The organism is Komagataeibacter oboediens (assembly GCF_003207815.1).
Taxonomy (GTDB): Bacteria; Pseudomonadota; Alphaproteobacteria; order Acetobacterales; family Acetobacteraceae; genus Komagataeibacter; species Komagataeibacter oboediens.
The window spans coordinates 1-16,357 of record NZ_NKTX01000048.1 but is presented as its reverse complement, the minus strand read 5'-3'; the positions used below and the strand labels follow the sequence as shown (position 1 = coordinate 16,357).

Here is a 16,357-nt window from a genome sequence, read left to right as displayed (position 1 = left end):
TGACCACCTCGCGCATATCCGTCGTGCGAGGGCGACCGCCCCGTTTCGCAGGGGGCACAAATGGCACGATCAAAGCCCATTCCCCGTCCATCATATCCGATGGATATCGCAGTCCTTCCCGGCTATGTTCACGTCGGGCAATACCAGTCCATGTCATCATTCACTCCATCTCTTCGTAAAGACGGATGAATCACAACAGACTGGTATTGTTCAAAAACTTTCGGATCGGGCTCTAAGACATTCCTAATAAATTTAAGAATTTTAATCCGAGACGATCCCTCTGCGGCATGTTACAGCAAGGGGGTCGGCTCGGGTGTACCGATTCGTTGCCCGATAGACGCATTAGGATCAGAATTCCTGAGTTGTTGGAGTATTTTTATATGATCGTTTCCCCCCGTCGCTTCCTGGCCGCCCTGTCCGCCGTTGCCGTCATGGGCGTTGCCGCCCCCGTCATGGCCCAGACGCCTGCCGAACCGACCACCCCGGCCGTTTCTGCACCGGAACATGCACCGGACGCAGCTGAAGGCGCTGCCCCTGCTGAAGCTGGCGCCAAGAAGGCGAAGCATCACGGTAGCCGTCACCATAGCGGCCGTCACCACGGTGCGAAGAAGGCGGAATCCACCGATGCGGCTCCGGCTGCTCCGGCGGCGCAGTAATCACTGCTGCTTTCCTGCTGGTGTCTTCATGATGCTGGCAGGAATAGCCAAGAAAAAGCCCGGTTATCAAACCGGGCTTTTTTTGTGGGCGGCGTCCGGGCAGGCCGGGAGACCGTTTAAAAAGTCTGCAGATGAAACATCCTGTAAATCTACAGGACGCTAGAAAACGCCGCCTTTTTGGAAAAAGGCGACGCCCAAAACTTCTATCTTTTTTATCAATTGGTTATTTGAAAACCATATTTCAGGTCGTGGTGTAACGGTCCAGGGACAGGTCCAGGCAGGGGATTTCGGTGCGTTTGCCGCTCATCCGGTCGGACAGCACGCGACCCGATCCGCAGGCCATGGTCCAGCCCAGCGTGCCATGGCCGGTATTGAGCCACAGGTTGGAAAAACGTCCTGCAGGCCCGATGACCGGCGTGCCGTCTGGCGTGCTGGGGCGCAGGCCCGTCCAGTATGCCCCCTGTGACAGGTCGCCGCTGGCACCGAACAGTTCTGAGAAGGACAGTTCCAGCAGTTCCCGCCGGTCACGGCTCAGGCGCAGGTTGTAGCCAGTCAGTTCCGCCGTGCCGCCAATGCGGATCCGGTCGCCCAGACGGGTGATGGAGACCTTGTGGGTCGAGTCACACACGGTGGATAGCGGTGCGCGCGCCGCGTCGGTCACCGGCAGCGTCAGGGAATATCCCTTGGTGGGATAGACCGGTAGATGTACGCCCAGCGGGCGCAACAGCAGCGGTGAATAACTGCCCATGGACACGACATAGGCATCCGCCGTCATGCGACCTGCGGACGTGCGGACGCCAAAGATATCCGTGGCCGAGGCGTCAAGCGCCTCGATGGTGGTTTCATAATGGAAGGTGACGCCCAGTTCCTGTTCCGCCTTCTGCGCCAGGCGCTGGGTGAACATGTGGCAGTCGCCTGTTTCGTCACCCGGCAGGCGCAGGCCGCCGCTGAACAGGTGCCGGTTTTCCGACAGGCCGGGTTCATGCCGGGTGATTTCATCCGGGCTGAGGAGTTCGTGGGCAATGCCCGCCTGATCCAGCAGGGCCATGTCGCGGGCGGCATGGTCAATCTGTTTCTGCGTACGGAAAAGCTGGATCAGGCCACGCTGTCCATCATCATAGGTGATGCCGGTGTCCTTGCGCAGGGCATCCAGGCAGTCGCGGCTGTATTGTGCGATCCGCAGCATGCGTGACTTGTTGATGTCGTAATCATGCATGTTGCAGTTGGCCAGAAGCTGCTCGATCCAGCGCATCATGGCGAAGTCGATACGTGGGCGGACCACCATGGGCGCGTGGCGGCTGGCCATCCACCGCAGGACCTTCACCGGCAGGGCCGGTTCCGCCCAGGGCGAGGAAAACCCCGGTGAAATCTGTCCGGCATTGGCAAAGGAGGTTTCCATGGCCGCAGCGGGCTGGCGGTCAACGACCGTGACTTCATGTCCGGCCTTTGCCAGGTACCATGCCGTCGTCACGCCCACCACACCGGCGCCCAGAACGATCACTTTCACAGTTTCATCCTTACTTCCATCATCGACACACCGGGGATGCGCCACGACGCAAGAATGGTCAACCGTTTCTGTTATGACAGGACCGGATGGCTGAAATCAGCCTGCCGGCACGCCCTTGCTGGTTGAATACTCGAAATGCAGCGCCGTGTCGGGGTGAACGATGGGGTGGATGGCATGGGCGGCCATCGCCCCTTCGGTAAAGCCCTGCAGGATCAGCTTCAGCTTGCCGGGATAGGTTGCGACGTCACCCACGGCGAAAATGCCGGGCAGGCTGCTTTCGCAGGTGGACGGGGTGACGGGAATGGTGCCGCGTATGGTGTCCAGCCCCCACTGCGCGATCGGGCCGAGATCGGTCGCCAGCCCGAAGAAGGGCAGCAGGTGATCGCACGCCACGTGCCGCACCGTGCCATCCAGCGTTGCAAGGTCCACGCCAGCCAGCTGCCCGTCCGCGCCATGCAGGCCATGCAGCTGGTAGCCGATGATCTTCTCGACTTCGCCACGCGCCACGGCTTCGTCAAGCTGACGCAGGCTTTCGGGGGCGGCGCGGAAGCGGTCGCGCCGGTGGACCAGCTTCACGCTGCGCGCGACGTCGCGCAGGGACAGCGCCCAGTCCACCGCGGAATCGCCACCGCCTGCGATCAGTACGTCCCTGTCCGCGAAATCGGCGCGGCGGCGGACGAAATATTGCACGCCACCGGTCTGCTCGAACGCGGCCAGACCGTCCAGCGGGGGACGGTTGGGTCCAAACGCGCCCGCGCCCGCGGCAATGATGACCGCATGCGCTGCGATGACATCCCCGCTGGAAGTGCCCAGCCGGAAACCGCCGCGCGTCCCTTCCAGGCTTTCCACCCGGCGGCCCAGCAGGCGGGGCACGTCAAACGGGGCGATCTGGCGGTCGAGCGCATCAATCAGTGCGCCACCCTCGATCGCGGGGTGGGCGGGAATGTCATAAATCGGTTTTTCCGGATACAGCGCCGCGCACTGTCCGCCGATTTCATCCAGCGCATCGATGATGATGCAGCCAAGCTTGAGCATCCCGCATTCAAATGCGGCGAACAGGCCCGCGGGGCCTGCGCCGATAATGGCGACATCGGTGGTGTGGGTGGGGGAAGGCATGGTCATGTCAGGTTCTGGTGTTCCGCGGTCCGTGATCGGGTGTGTAGGCATATGTTACGTACGGTTTTGCGTTGTTGTCGGCGCTGGCGCAAGCGCTTTGGTGCATCCTGTCCGTCGCCCCTTGTGCGTGGCCGCGATGGGGGGGCACAATCGGTTCATGACATATAATCGTGCAAAAGCAGGGGGCGGGATCATCCATGCGTGAAATTTCCCTGCCCGATGCGCAGGCGACTGCGCGGCTGGGCCACGCGCTGGCCGACGTGCTGCGTGCAGGTGACTGCGTGCTGCTGGAGGGGGATCTGGGGGCAGGCAAGACCACGCTGGCGCGTGCACTGCTGCGCGGCCTGTGTGACGATGGGGACATGGAAGTGCCAAGCCCGTCCTACACGCTGGTGCAGGTCTATGACGCCCCCGTGGCCGAGGTCGCGCATTTCGACCTGTGGCGCCTCGACGGGCCGGAGGGCCTGTATGAACTGGGGTGGGACGATGCACGCGAAGGTATCGTCGTGGTGGAATGGCCGCAGCGTCTTGGGGGGCTGACCCCGCCTGATGCATTACGTATCACCCTTGCGCCGGATGCGGCGGGCGGGCGTATCGCCCGGCTGGAAGGATGGGATACGCGACTGGCGCAATCAGCCGCTTTCGGGGCAGGAGAGGCATAATGGGCGTGAACATGCCACATACCGCCATGGTTTTCGCAGCGGGTATGGGACGGCGGATGCGGCCGCTGAGCGAATCGGTGCCCAAGCCGCTTCTGCGCGTGGCGGGACAGCCCATTCTGGATCACGTGCTGGACCGGCTGGAGGCCTGTGGCGTGCAGCAGGTGGTGGTCAATGCCCACTGGCGGCCTGATGACATTCACGCCGCCCTTGCCGCGCGGCGTGCAGCAGGCCGTGGGCCGCTGACCATTGAACAGCCCGAACCCACCCTGCTGGAAACCGGGGGCAGTGCCGCCGCCGCCCTGCGGGCGGGGCGGCTGGGACCGGGGGCGTTCTTCCTGCTCAATGGCGATGCCATGTGGCTCAATGGTCCTGTGCCCGCGCTGCGCCGGCTGGCTGCCGCGTTTGAACCTGATCGCATGGACGCCATGCTGCTGCTGGGCGCCATGACGCGCGCAGTGGGGGAAGTGGGCAATGGGGATTTCGCGGTGAACGCGCATGGCATGCCCCGCCGCCCGCGCGCGGGGGAAATCACGCCCTATGTCTTTACGGGCGTGCAGATCGTCTCTCCCGCCCTGTTTGATGGCGCGCCGGAAGGTGGGTTCAGCATGAACAGGCTGTGGGACCGCGCGATGGAGGCAGGCAGGCTGGGGGTGATCGTGCACGATTCGCTGTGGTTCCATCTGTCCCGTCCCGCCGACATACATGCGGCGGAACGCGTGCTGCATTCCGCCCTGAACCCGGATTCGGATAACGATATATGACCGGGCCTACGACTGCCTGTGTGCGGGGGCGGGCGGCAGTCGTGCCGTCCCATGTGCCGTTTGTCGACCAGATCGCCGCCCGCTGGCTGGAACAGGCTGGCCATGATGCACAGGCCTGCGGCAATGGCCTGATCCTGCTGCCCAGTCGCCGCGCCGCCCGTGCGTTGACCGAAGCCTTTGTCCGTCAGGTTGATGGCCGTCCCATCCTGCTGCCCCGCATTGCGCCCATCGCGGCGCTGGACGAGGCATCGCTGGCACTGTCGGGGTGCAGTGCGCTGGACCTGCCGCCCGCGGTGGACCCCGTGCGGCGGCTGGCGACGCTGACGCTGCTGGTCATGCAGGCGGGCAGGGCGTTTGGCGATGTGCAGGGCGTGGATCAGGCATGGCCGCTGGCGCGCGCGCTGGCGGACCTGATGGATGAGGCGGAATGGGCGGAATGCGACCTGTGCGAACGCCTGCCCCATGCGGCGGAAGGTGACTTTGCCCAGCACTGGCACCAGACGTTGAAATTCCTGTCCATCGTGACCAGTGTGTGGCCCGCATGGCTGGCGGAACAGGGGGTGATGAATCCCGTCGCCCGCCAGACCGGCCTGCTGCACGCGCAGGCCGCGCGGTGGATGGAGACGCCGCCACCAGCAGGTTACCCCATCTGGGCCGCGGGTTTTTCCGATGCCGTGCCCTCCACCATCGCCATGCTGCGGGCCGTGCTGTCCCTGCCCGACGGACTGCTGGTGCTGCCCGGCGTGGACATGGACTGTGCCGATGATGTCTGGCAGCGCCTGCCGCCCGACCATCCGCAGGCTGGCACGGCGCATATGCTGGCCGAACTGGGTGTGGAACGTGCCTGCATGGAACGGTGGGACACCATTGCCGATGGGGATGTGGCCAGCAGTCCCGTCTCCCGCGCCAGCCTGCTGGCCCGCGCATTGCTGCCCGCCCATGCGCTGGACCGCTGGCGCGCGCCCGACGCCCCGGTTGCGGCCGATGGCCTGTCGGTCCTGCGCAGCGCCGACCAGCAGGAAGAAGCCGCCGCCATCGCCATGGTGCTGCGGCAGGTGCTGGAACAGCCGGGCCAACGGGCAGCCCTTGTCACCCCCGACCGGGCGCTGGCCGGACGGGTGGCGACGGAACTGGTGCGCTGGGGCGTCATTGCCGATGACAGCGCGGGCGAAAGCCTGCTGACCATACCACAGACCGCCTTTCTGCGGCTGATCGTGCAGGCGGTGGATGGCGGCCTGTCGCCGGTGGCCCTGCTGTCCGTCATCAAGCATCCGCTGGCGGCGTGCGGGCTGTCGCCGGGCAACTGCCGCGCCAGTGCGCGGCAGCTTGAACGTCTTGTGCTGCGTGGGCCGGCACCGCCGCCGGGTATCGCAGGGTTGCGCCGCGCACTGGTGCGCGCGGCAGATGACCCGCATGGCGCGCTGGCCGACGCCCCGGATGCGCCGGAGGAAATAAACGCCTTCCTTAACCGTCTGGAAACCGCCTTTGGCCCCCTGCTGGCCCTGCCCGGCAGCACGCTGGTGCCGGTATCCGTCCTGCTGGCGGCACTGGTTGAAACCGCGCAGGCGCTGGCTGCGACCGACACCATGGATGGCGCGGACCGGCTGTGGGCAGGCGAGGAAGGGAATGCGCTGGGCCAGCATATGAGTGCAATGCTGGCATGGTGCGATGTCCTGCCCGATGCGCGTCTGGGCGCGCTGGACGGGCTGCTGGCCTCGTCCCTTGCGGGCATGACGGTGCAGGGAAGGCGCGCCGTGCGTGGGCGTGAGGGGACGGCGGTGCATCCGCGCGTGTTCATCTGGGGGCTGCTGGAAGCCCGGCTGCAGACGGCGGATACCATCGTGCTGGGTGGTCTGGTCGAAACCGTCTGGCCACCCGCGACCGATCCCGGCCCGTGGATGAGCCGCCCCATGCGCACGCGTGTCGGCCTGCCATCACCCGAATGGGCCATTGGTCAGGCCGCGCATGATTTCGTGTCCTGTGCCTGTGCCGCCCCCGATGTGGTGCTGTCGCTTGCGGCCCGGCGGCAGGGTGCGCCAACGGTGCCCGCGCGGTGGCTGGTGCGGCTGGATGCCTATCTGGCGGGGCATGGACACGGCCTGCCCACGCACCCGGCGCTGCGCTGGCTGGACAGCCTGGACCGTCCGGTCGGCGCGGCGGTGCCTGTTGCCCCGCCACGGCCGCGTCCGGCGGTGGGCCTGCGCCCGCGCAGCCTGTCGGTGACGGAAATCGAAACATGGATGCGCGACCCCTACGCCATTTACGCGCGGCGTATTCTCCGGCTGTGCCCGCTTGCGGATCTGGAGGAGCTGGCCGATGCCGCCGATTACGGGCAGATCGTGCATGCCGCGCTGGACCGCTGGTTCCGTGCCCATCCCGCTGACTGGCCCCATGATGGTGCCGCCCGCATGTGCGACGTCTTTGCCGATGTGCTGCGTGAGGCGGCCCTGCGTCCCGCCCTTGCGGCATGGTGGGCGCCCCGGCTGGAACGCATCGCCACGTGGTGCGCGCAGGCCGAGGAAACGCGCCGCGCCACTGGCGGTCCCCGAACCGTGCTGACGGAACTGGCGGGTCAGATGCGGCTGGAGGATCTGCCCGGTGGTCCGTTTACCCTGCGGGGGCGTGCGGACCGGATCGACCTGCATGGCGACGGCAGCCTGAGCCTGTTTGACTACAAGACCGGCACGCTGCCCACCCGGCGCAGCGTGATGGAAGGCTGGCAGTCGCAGCTGGTGCTGGAGGCGGCGATGATCGAATGTGGCGGGTTTCCGCCCCCCGTCGCGGGCACGGTGGCGGAACTGGTATACTGGCGCCTGACCGGCGGGCATGTCCCCGCACAGGTACTGGACGTGGCGCGGGGCACGGAACTGGCGGAACTGATCGCGGGCTGCAGGAGGGGGCTGCGCGACCTGGTTACGGCCTACGACAATCCTGACCAGCCTTATCTGTCCCATCCCTTCCCCGGCGAGGAACCCCGTTTTGCCGATTACGCCCATCTGGCCCGCGTGGCGGAATGGAGTGCCGCGCGTGAGGAGACTGGCGGATGAACAGGGCCATGATGAAGGGTGACGGCATGGCGTCCGCCATTGACATCGCCAATCGCAGCCAGGCGGAAGCATCCGACCCCCAGGCATCGGTATTTGTTTCCGCCTCTGCCGGCAGTGGCAAGACCAAGCTGCTGATTGACCGGCTGCTACGCCTCATGCTGCCGCGTGACGTGCCCGACCGCGATGGCGTCATGACGCGGGTACCCGGCAGCGATCCCGCCCGTATCCTGTGCCTGACCTTTACCAAGGCGGCAGCAGCGGAAATGTCCATCCGTTTGCAGAACCGCCTGGGCCAGTGGGTCATGCTGCCCGATGCGGATCTGGACCGTGAGCTTGACCGCCTGTCCGTGCCGGCGGGGGAAGAAACCCGCCGCGTGGCGCGCGAACTGTTCGCCCGCGTGCTGGACCTTCCCGGTGGCATGCGCATTGGCACCATCCATGCCTTCTGCCAGTCGCTGCTGCGGCGTTTCCCGGTGGAAGCCGCGATCAGCCCGCATTTTACCCTGATCGAGGAAACCGATGCCCGTCTGGCCCAGCGCGCGGCGGTGGAGGATGTGGTGGGGCAGGGTGGTCCCGCCGTCGCCATGCTGGCGGGACAGATCGGGGTGAGGGATTTTACCGCACTGATTTCCCGGCTGCAGGCCCAGTCGCGTCGCATGCTGCCGGTGGCGCGCCGCTGGGTGGTGGATCGGGCCGGGGTGGAATCGGCCCTCATGCGGCTGCTGGGCATAAGCGGGCGCAGTGTGGACGAGGTCTTGCGCAATGCCTGCGCCACGATCCCCGATGAGGACATTTTGCGTGACGGGCTACGGTGCGTGGCGCGGGAAGGATCGGCCAGCGTCCGGGTGCAGGCGGAAGCCATGCTGGCATGGCTGGGTCAGGATGTGGCCGTCCGCGCGGCGGACTGGTCCACATGGCGGGGTGGCCTGCTGACGCAGAAAGGGGAGCCGCGCAAACGTGGCGGCCTCAATCCCAAGATGGATACCGCCTGTCCCGGTCTGGCCGACCGTCTTGGTGCGGAAGCCGTGCGGGTCATTGGCGTTGACCAGCAGTTGCGCGCCATTACGGTGTTTGAACTGACCTGTGCCCTGTTGTCCGTGGCCCAGCCGGTGCTGGAACGCTACGCCACGCGCAAGGACGCGCAGGGCATGGTCGATTATGATGACCTGATCGACCGTACGCTGCAGTTGCTGGACGATCCCGGTGCCGCATGGGTGCTGTACAAGCTGGATGGCGGGATTGATCACCTGCTGCTTGATGAGGTGCAGGATACATCGCCCGACCAGTGGGCCATTGCCGGTGGCCTGACATCGGAATTCTTTGCCGGTGAAGGCACGCATGATGATGACGGCTGTCCCCGTACCATTTTCGCGGTAGGGGATTACAAGCAGTCGATCTATTCCTTTCAGGGCGCCGACCCGGAAGCCTTTCGCGCATGGCGGCAGCGGTTCCGCCGCAGCGCCGCCGCCGCACGGGCCATATGGCGCGAACCGGCGCTGACCGTTTCCTTCCGCTCCACCGCGCCCGTGCTGAAACTGGTGGACAGCGTGTTCGCCAATCCCGCCGCCGCCCGGGGCGTGGTGGAACCGGATGGCACCATTCCCGCCCATGTCACCGCGCGGCCGGGGCAGGGGGGATGCGTGGAAATATGGCCCCCCGTGCCAGTGGAACCTGATGAGACGGACATAAGCCCGTGGATGGCCCCCACCCACAATGCCGGGCAGTCCACGGCCCAGCAGCGTCTGGCCGATACATTGGCGGCCTGGATCGCCCGACAGCTGGGTACGCCGCCCGCACAGGGGGAAGCGCCGCTGGCACCCGGTGATGTACTGATCCTCGTGCCCCGTCGCTCCGCCTTCGCGCGCGCGTTGATCCGGGCGCTGAAAAGCAATGATGTGCCGGTGGCGACACTGGTGCGCACCGTTCTGACCGACCAGCTTGCGGTGCAGGACCTGATGGCGCTGTGCGCGGCGCTCCTGCTGCCGCAGGATGACCTGACGCTGGCCTGCGTGCTGACATCCCCGATCGGGGGGCTGGATGACGACTCGCTCATGCACCTCGCGACGGGGCGTGATGGGCAGCCGCTATGGGCGGTGCTGCGCATGCGCCATGCGGAACGGCCTGACTGGTCGGCGGCATGGCATATCCTCAATACCCTGTTCCGGCAGGTCGATTATGCAACGCCGTACCAGCTTCTGGCCGAAGCCCTTGGCCCGCTGGGGGGACGTGCCCGGCTGCTGGCCCGCCTCGGGCCGGAAGCGGTGGAACCGGTTGACGAACTGCTGTCCGCGGCATTGCGGTTTGAGGAAGCGCACGCCATTTCCCTGCAGGGATTCCTGCACTGGCTGCATGCCTCGGATGAAACCGTGCGGCATGAACCAGATGCATCGGCCAACATGGTGCGTGTCATGACGGCGCATGGGGCGAAGGGGCTGCAGGCGCGTCTTGTCATCCTGCCCGATACGATCGCAACGCCCCGTTCCGATACCAACATCCTGTGGGAAACCGATTCCGTCACGGGACTCGATATCCCGATATGGGTGCCACGGCGTGAACTGGCCACGGATGTGACGGCGTCCGTGCAGGAGAAGATACGCCGTGAAGCGGCGGAGGAATATAACCGTCTGCTGTATGTCGCCCTGACCCGGGCAAGCGACAGGCTGGTGATCTGCGGGTGGGAACCCCGGCGCGGCGTGCCTGATGGCTGCTGGTATGACCTGTGTCGGCAGGGGTTTGAAAGCGCTGGCGCCACCGCCCGGCCCTTTGACCTTGGCTGGGAAGGGAACAGCCTTGTGCTGGAGGAAGCGCGCACGGTCCCGCCCGCGCAGGCAGCGCGCGCCGGTCAGGAACAAGTTGCAGTCGCACCGGCGCATGACCTGCCTGCATGGATGGGCCATGCCCCGCAGTGGCGGCCCGTCATGCCGGTCACGGAAGGGCCGCTGGCCCGGCCGCTGGCGCCCAGCCGTCCCGATGATGTCGCCCTTGGCCCGCAGCCTGCCGTGCGGTCGCCACTGGCATCCGCCAGCACCATGCGCGATCGGGCTGATCCGGCGGGTCAGCGCGCCCGTGCCCTGCAACGCGGGCAGCTTGTACACGCCCTGTTGCAATATCTGCCCGATTGCCCGGAGGACGAACGGGCGGAACTCGCCTGGTCATGGCTGTCGCGCCCGGCGGCGGGGCTGGATACCGGGCAGTGCGAAGAACTGGTGACGCAGGTCCTTGCCGTCATGGACATGCCCCGTCTTGCCGCCCTGTTTGCCCCCGGCAGCCGGGCGGAACAGCCACTGGCCGGTATCGTGGGCCAGCAGGTGATCGTGGGACAGGTGGACCGCATGGCGGTCGGCGCGGATACGGTAACGGTGTGCGATTTCAAGACAAACCGTACCCCCCCGGCAGACGTTGACAGAACGCCGGTGCTGTACCTGCGGCAGATGGCGGCCTACCGCGCCCTGTTGCGTGGGGTCTATCCCGGCAGGCAGGTGGTGTGCGCCCTGGTCTGGACGGAGGGCGTGCGCGTTGACATCCTGCCTGCTACGTTACTGGACCGGTATGCGCCGGACATGACAGGTGCGGGTCAGGCGATGACTTGACCCCATGCGTCGGCATGGCCATGTCAGCACGACAGGGCGGCGGTTCTGGCCGCCATGAAGGAGTTTTGAGTGATGAGTGAAAACACGGTTGCGGTCAGCGATGACCAGTTCAAGACGAAGGTTCTGGACTCCAAGGAGCCGGTCCTGGTCGATTTCTGGGCGGAATGGTGCGGCCCGTGCAAGATGATTGCCCCTGCGCTGGATGAAATCGGCGCGGAATTCAAGGGCAAGATGACCGTCGCCAAGGTCAATATCGACGACAATCCCAACACGCCCAACAATTACGCCGTGCGCGGCATCCCGACGCTGATCCTGTTCAAGGACGGTGCACCGGTTGCCAGCAAGACCGGCGCCCTGCCCAAGAGCCAGCTCAAGGAATGGGTCAAGAGCAACCTCGGCTGACCTGTCCGGCTGTCAGGCGTGGCCCGTTATGAAGCGCGGGCCACATCCGTCCATGTGGTGGGCACGGTCCCCGAATGGGCGAGGCCGGAGCGGAAACCGGGCGCGCATAGCGTGCGGAATTCCGCCTCGTGCTCATAGGTGGGCATGAGCTTCTGCAATAGTTTGTTCTTTGCCGTGGCCGGGTGGAAATAGATTTCCGACAGGCCGTCCGGCAGGTGTGCCGCAAGGGCGGAGACGCGGTCGGTCGTCATGTGGCCGCTCCACGCCAGCCCGAAACACCAGTCATTCGTGACCAGTCCCGCCTTGTGCGCCTGATGGCGCAGCAGGCCGGTCCAGCGGCGGAGTGCCGCATCCCCCAGCGTATCTGTATAGGTGCCGGCGGCATAAAGCGGCTCGGGCGGTTCCAGCGGCACGCGGATCGCGCGCAGCCCGTGGCGCAGTCCACTTTCGATCATGTACCGACCCACGGTGGGGTGCAGGTGCATGTGCTTGTGCGCATTCGCGTGGTCCAGCGCAAGACCGGTCGCGGCAAAGGCGCGAAACTGGGCTTCGATCTCGGCAGCCAGTTCCCGGCGCACGGCAGGGCGGAAAAAATACTCTATCCCCAGCTTCAGCTGGTCAGACGGGAACTGCCCGTCCTGCGGCACCAGCAGCGGGATATCGGCAGGCGGCAGGGTTGCCGGTCCCTCGATCGCGACCAGATGCAGCCCCACGCGCAGGTCCGGCAGCTTTTTTGCACGGCGCACGGCGTCGGCCGCCGCAGGGCCGGATACCATAAGGCTGGCAGTCGACAGCAATCCGTCCCGATGGGCGATCTCGATCGCCTCGTTCACTTCTTCGGACAGGCCGAAATCATCGGCGGATATGATGACGCGCTTCATGATGGGAAACCGGGTGGCATGACAAAGGAAATGCCGGAACCCGAAGGTCCCGGCATGGGGTAATCGCAGGCAGCCCGATCAGGCGGCGCGGCGTTCGCGCAGGAACTGGAAGAACTCCACCCCTTCGCGCAGGCGGCGCTTCATCATCTGCGGGCTACGGACCATCTCGTTCACGATCGAGGCGATCTTGGGCGCGCGGAAATAGAACTTCCGGTAGAATTCCTCCACGCTCTGGAAGATTTCCGTGTGCGATAGATGCGGGTAGTGCAGCGGTGCGATCTGCACGCCGTTATCGTCGATCAGTTCGGCGTTCTTTTCATCCAGCCAGCCGTTCTCGGTTGCCTGCTTGTGCAGGAACGTGCCGGGATATGGCGCAGCCAGCGAAACCTGCAGCGTGTGCGGGTTGATCTCGGTGGCGAACTTGATGGTTTCCTGAATGGTTTCCTTCGTTTCGCCCGGCAGGCCGAGGATGAAGGTGCCGTGGATCTTGATTCCCAGTTCGTGGCAGTTCTTGGTGAACTCACGCGCCGTCTCGACGCGCATGCCCTTCTTGATGTTGTGCAGGATCTGCTGGTTGCCGCTTTCGTAACCGACCAGCAGCAGGCGCAGGCCATTGGCCTTCAGCACTTCCAGCGTCTTGCGGGGCACATTGGCCTTCGCATTGCACGACCACGTCACACCCAGCTTGCCCAGTTCCTTGGCGATCGCTTCGGCGCGCGGCAGGTCATCGGTGAAGGTGTCGTCGTCGAAGAAGAATTCCTTCACCTGCGGGAAATACTGCTTCGCCAGGCGGATTTCGGCAGCCACGTGCTCGGGGCTGCGGGTGCGGTAGTGATGGCCACCCACCGTCTGCGGCCACAGGCAGAAGGTGCAGCGCGACTTGCAACCACGGCCGGTATAGATTGAGATGTACGGGTGCATCAGGTACCCGATGAAGTAATCCTCGATCTTCAGGTCACGCTTGTACACCTCGGTCACGAACGGCAGGCTGTCCATGTCCTCGATCATGGCGCGGTCGCGGTTATGGACGATCTTGCCATCCGCATCGCGCCAAGAAATGCCATCGACATCCTTCCAGTCGCGGCCTTCCGCCATTTCCTTGATGGTGAAGTCGAATTCGTTACGGGCCACGAAATCGACCGGCGGGGCGTTCAGCAGGCTTTCCTCGGGCTGCACGGCCACCTTGGCGCCGACCATGCCGATCTTCACCTTCGGGTTCGCGTCCTTGAGCATCTGGGCTACGCGCACATCGGATGCAAAGGACGGGGTGGAGGTGTGCATGACGACCAGATCACGGTTGCGCACGTCTTCCAGGATCGGCTCCATGCCCATGCGTGCGGGCGGCGCATCGATCAGGCGGCTGCCTTCGACCATGGCGGCAGGCTGCGCCAGCCACGTCGGATACCAGAACGACTTGATTTCCCGCTTGGCCTGATAGCGGGAACCGGCCCCACCGTCGAATCCGTCAAACGAAGGCGGCTGGAGAAACAGGGTTTTCATCATGCTACGCGTATCCTCGGGCTCTGGCGGGGAAGAGGGTTCCCTTATACCCGTTCTTATTGACTACAGGGGTGGAATTCTCAAGCAGTTCAGCCTGCTGGGGGCGGGTCAGTCACCGGGGGAAGCCGGCTGCGATCGTGGTGTCATGACCGAATGTGGCGTGACATGCATCGTCTGCCCGCGCCATGCAACCCGCGTGCCCGTGACACTGCCCACCATGATGGCGGCCGAGAGCCAGTCACGCAGTGGCAGGAGCAGTAACGGCAGCAGGCTGCGTTGCGCCAGCGTCCGGTCCAGGATGAAGGAACACACGGCCCGCCATCCCCATGCACCAAGAAAGAAAAACCATGTCCAGGCCGCATGCGGTGCGACAAGCACCGCCACAGTGGCCCAGAACAGGGGCAGCTGGATGGCGGATGCAGCGTATCCCGCCGGTTCCAGCGTCTTGACGGTCCGGCCCCAGCGCAGTTCATGCGCCAGTACCTCGCGCATCGAGGTCTCGCCCACTGTGGTCCATGTCATGCACGCGGCAATGGCGATATCCTTGCCACGGTCGCGTACGTAGCGGCCCAGGATCGCATCATCGGCCACATGGGGCACCAGTGCTTCCAGTCCGCCAATGTCTTCCAGCATGGACCGCCGCAGCGCCATGGTTGCGCCCAGGCAGTCCTGCCGGCCGAGGTAGCGCGACAGCATGACGCCGGGCAGGAAATTGTGGTTGATCTGGCATGCGGCCAGCAGGCGCGGCACGGTGGGGGATGCCGGAAGCCCGGCATACAACGTGGTGACCAGCCCGACATTGGACGGCACCAGCGCGCCCACCACATGCCGCAGGTAATCGGGGGCGACGTGAATATCCGAATCGGAAATGACCAGAACATCATGTTTTACGCGGGTCATGATGTTGATCAGGTTGCCGATCTTGCGGTTGACGCCGTGAAAGGTGGGGTCAACCACCAGTTCCATGTTCACGTCCGGGTGGCGTTCCATCAGACGGTGTACGATTGGAATCGCCGCATCGTCTTCGGACTGTACGCCAAAGACGATCTGCATCTGAGGGTAGTCCTGCGTGCAGAAGCTTTCAAGCGCTTCCTCCAGCAGCGGTTCATCGCCGTGGAGGGGCTTGAGCACGGAGACCGGAGGCATGGGCACTGCCCGGTCCACGCGTTTTTCCTGCCACCGGAAACGCGAGACCAGAAAAGTGCCAAGCGCTGCCTGCATGCACCCGGCGGCCGCAACGGTTGCGGCCAGTCCGGCGGGTGAAACAAGAGCGTTGAAAACAGACATTATCTTTCCGGCAAGGTCCCGCGTATGGAGCAAGTTAGAAAACGGCGTCAGGTAAGTGTAATATCACTCTTCCGAGAACGTTTTGATTTTTTTCTGTAGCAGATTCGTCAGTTTCTGCACATTGCCACCCGACAGTGCGGAACTGAAATCGGCGCGCTGGGCGGCGACCTGGCTTATGTGGGCGTTCAGCAGTACATCAACGATCTGCCAGCCTTTCGGGCCGGAGCGCATGACGTAGTTGATTTCGGTCCCGCTTGGGTCATCGGACGATCCGATGTGTGTTACAACAATACGGTCATTGCCGGCGGGTGAAGGGGTTACGGTCGGGTCGATGGTGAAGCGCGCATCACTGCCGGGTTTGAAGCTGGACACATACCGGGCGATGGTGAACTGCCGGAATGTGGTCAGCAGGGTCTGCTTCTGGTCATCGCTCAGGCCCGCGTAACGTGGCCCGATGGAGGATGCGAGCACGGCCTCGATGTTGTAGGCGTGGTCGATCGCCGGGGCCAGCATCTGCGAACGCTGCTCGAACGAGCCGCTTCCCTTGGCCTGCACGCGCTCCAGCGCCGCATACAGGCTCTTGATCGGCTCCTGCACCTGCGCATCGGATGCGCTGGCCGCATGGGCTGCATGAATGGGGAGGACGGCAGGGACGACCGGTGCCGCCATCAGTCCGGCGCACAGCGCCAGCGAGGTGGTTTTCAGGACATGTTTCATAATGTTCATGATTTCGGTCCGTTTGCTGTCTTTAGCAAGGGCTGCGTCATGCTGATTCCGACACCCAGCGCCTCAAGGGCGGTATTGGTGATGGCCGCGGCATCCAGCCCGGCCTCATGGTACTGCGCGGCCTGGGTGTTGTGATCGATGAAGCGGTCGGGCAGGGTCATGGGGCGGAAGCGCACGCGGTCCAGCAGGCCGGTTTTGGCCAGATGGGTCATGACATAGCTG

Annotated in this window: 12 protein-coding genes and 2 pseudogenes; 6 read left to right on the top strand and 8 right to left on the bottom strand. The window is 64.7% G+C overall.

What is annotated here, in order from left to right:
- Positions 1-160: pseudogene (locus tag CFR80_RS13570) on the bottom strand (IS5/IS1182 family transposase); the annotation flags it as partial.
- 220 nt (positions 161-380) lie between these two features.
- Between CFR80_RS13570 and CFR80_RS13565 the strand changes: the two are divergent.
- Complete coding sequence (locus tag CFR80_RS13565) at positions 381-656, top strand: hypothetical protein (protein ID WP_010515498.1); 276 nt, start codon at positions 381-383, stop codon at positions 654-656.
- Between the two features lie 241 nt (positions 657-897).
- Here the strand turns inward: CFR80_RS13565 and CFR80_RS13560 are convergent, their stop codons facing one another.
- The gene (locus CFR80_RS13560; protein ID WP_029329621.1) at positions 898-2,163 is read right to left on the bottom strand and encodes a D-amino acid dehydrogenase; all 1,266 of its coding nucleotides are present in this window, start codon (positions 2,161-2,163) and stop codon (positions 898-900) included.
- A gap of 96 nt (positions 2,164-2,259) precedes the next feature.
- The gene (locus tag CFR80_RS13555; RefSeq protein WP_010515496.1) at positions 2,260-3,285 is read right to left on the bottom strand and encodes an NAD(P)/FAD-dependent oxidoreductase; all 1,026 of its coding nucleotides are present in this window, start codon (positions 3,283-3,285) and stop codon (positions 2,260-2,262) included.
- Positions 3,286-3,476: 191 nt separating this feature from the next.
- On the opposite strand from CFR80_RS13555, the gene tsaE reads away from it, so the two are divergent.
- The 5 genes from tsaE (at position 3,477) to trxA (ending at position 11,741) form a co-directional block, all read left to right on the top strand.
- Entirely contained in the window at positions 3,477-3,941 is a 465-nt protein-coding gene (tsaE, locus tag CFR80_RS13550) for a tRNA (adenosine(37)-N6)-threonylcarbamoyltransferase complex ATPase subunit type 1 TsaE (protein WP_010515495.1), read from the top strand.
- A complete protein-coding gene (locus tag CFR80_RS13545; protein WP_110507528.1) occupies positions 3,941-4,702 on the top strand; it encodes a nucleotidyltransferase family protein in 762 nt (253 codons plus the stop codon). Before tsaE ends, CFR80_RS13545 begins: the two co-directional genes overlap by 1 nt.
- Positions 4,699-7,749 carry a double-strand break repair protein AddB gene (gene addB / locus CFR80_RS13540; RefSeq protein WP_010515493.1) on the top strand — a complete coding sequence of 1,017 codons (3,051 nt, stop codon included), beginning with the start codon at positions 4,699-4,701 and terminating at the stop codon, positions 7,747-7,749. The genes CFR80_RS13545 and addB overlap by 4 nt, the downstream gene beginning before the upstream one ends.
- The gene (gene addA, locus CFR80_RS13535; RefSeq protein ID WP_110507527.1) at positions 7,746-11,339 is read left to right on the top strand and encodes a double-strand break repair helicase AddA; all 3,594 of its coding nucleotides are present in this window, start codon (positions 7,746-7,748) and stop codon (positions 11,337-11,339) included. The genes addB and addA overlap by 4 nt, the downstream gene beginning before the upstream one ends.
- A gap of 72 nt (positions 11,340-11,411) precedes the next feature.
- Positions 11,412-11,741 carry a thioredoxin TrxA gene (gene trxA / locus CFR80_RS13530; RefSeq protein WP_010515489.1) on the top strand — a complete coding sequence of 110 codons (330 nt, stop codon included), beginning with the start codon at positions 11,412-11,414 and terminating at the stop codon, positions 11,739-11,741.
- A 26-nt stretch (positions 11,742-11,767) separates the two neighbouring features.
- On the opposite strand, the gene hpnK is transcribed toward trxA, so the two are convergent.
- The 5 genes and pseudogenes from hpnK to CFR80_RS13505 form a co-directional block, all read right to left on the bottom strand.
- The gene (hpnK, locus tag CFR80_RS13525; RefSeq protein ID WP_010515488.1) at positions 11,768-12,622 is read right to left on the bottom strand and encodes a hopanoid biosynthesis-associated protein HpnK; all 855 of its coding nucleotides are present in this window, start codon (positions 12,620-12,622) and stop codon (positions 11,768-11,770) included.
- A gap of 78 nt (positions 12,623-12,700) precedes the next feature.
- The gene (hpnJ, locus tag CFR80_RS13520) at positions 12,701-14,125 is read right to left on the bottom strand and encodes a hopanoid biosynthesis associated radical SAM protein HpnJ (protein WP_026018636.1); all 1,425 of its coding nucleotides are present in this window, start codon (positions 14,123-14,125) and stop codon (positions 12,701-12,703) included.
- A 105-nt stretch (positions 14,126-14,230) separates the two neighbouring features.
- Positions 14,231-15,409, bottom strand: a complete 1,179-nt coding sequence (gene hpnI / locus CFR80_RS13515) for a bacteriohopanetetrol glucosamine biosynthesis glycosyltransferase HpnI (protein ID WP_010515486.1) — start codon at positions 15,407-15,409, stop codon at positions 14,231-14,233.
- Positions 15,410-15,472: 63 nt separating this feature from the next.
- Complete coding sequence (locus tag CFR80_RS13510; RefSeq protein WP_010515484.1) at positions 15,473-16,135, bottom strand: ABC transporter substrate-binding protein; 663 nt, start codon at positions 16,133-16,135, stop codon at positions 15,473-15,475.
- A pseudogene (locus tag CFR80_RS13505) lies at positions 16,132-16,357 on the bottom strand (1-deoxy-D-xylulose-5-phosphate synthase); the annotation flags it as partial. The gene CFR80_RS13510 and the pseudogene CFR80_RS13505, both read right to left, overlap by 4 nt.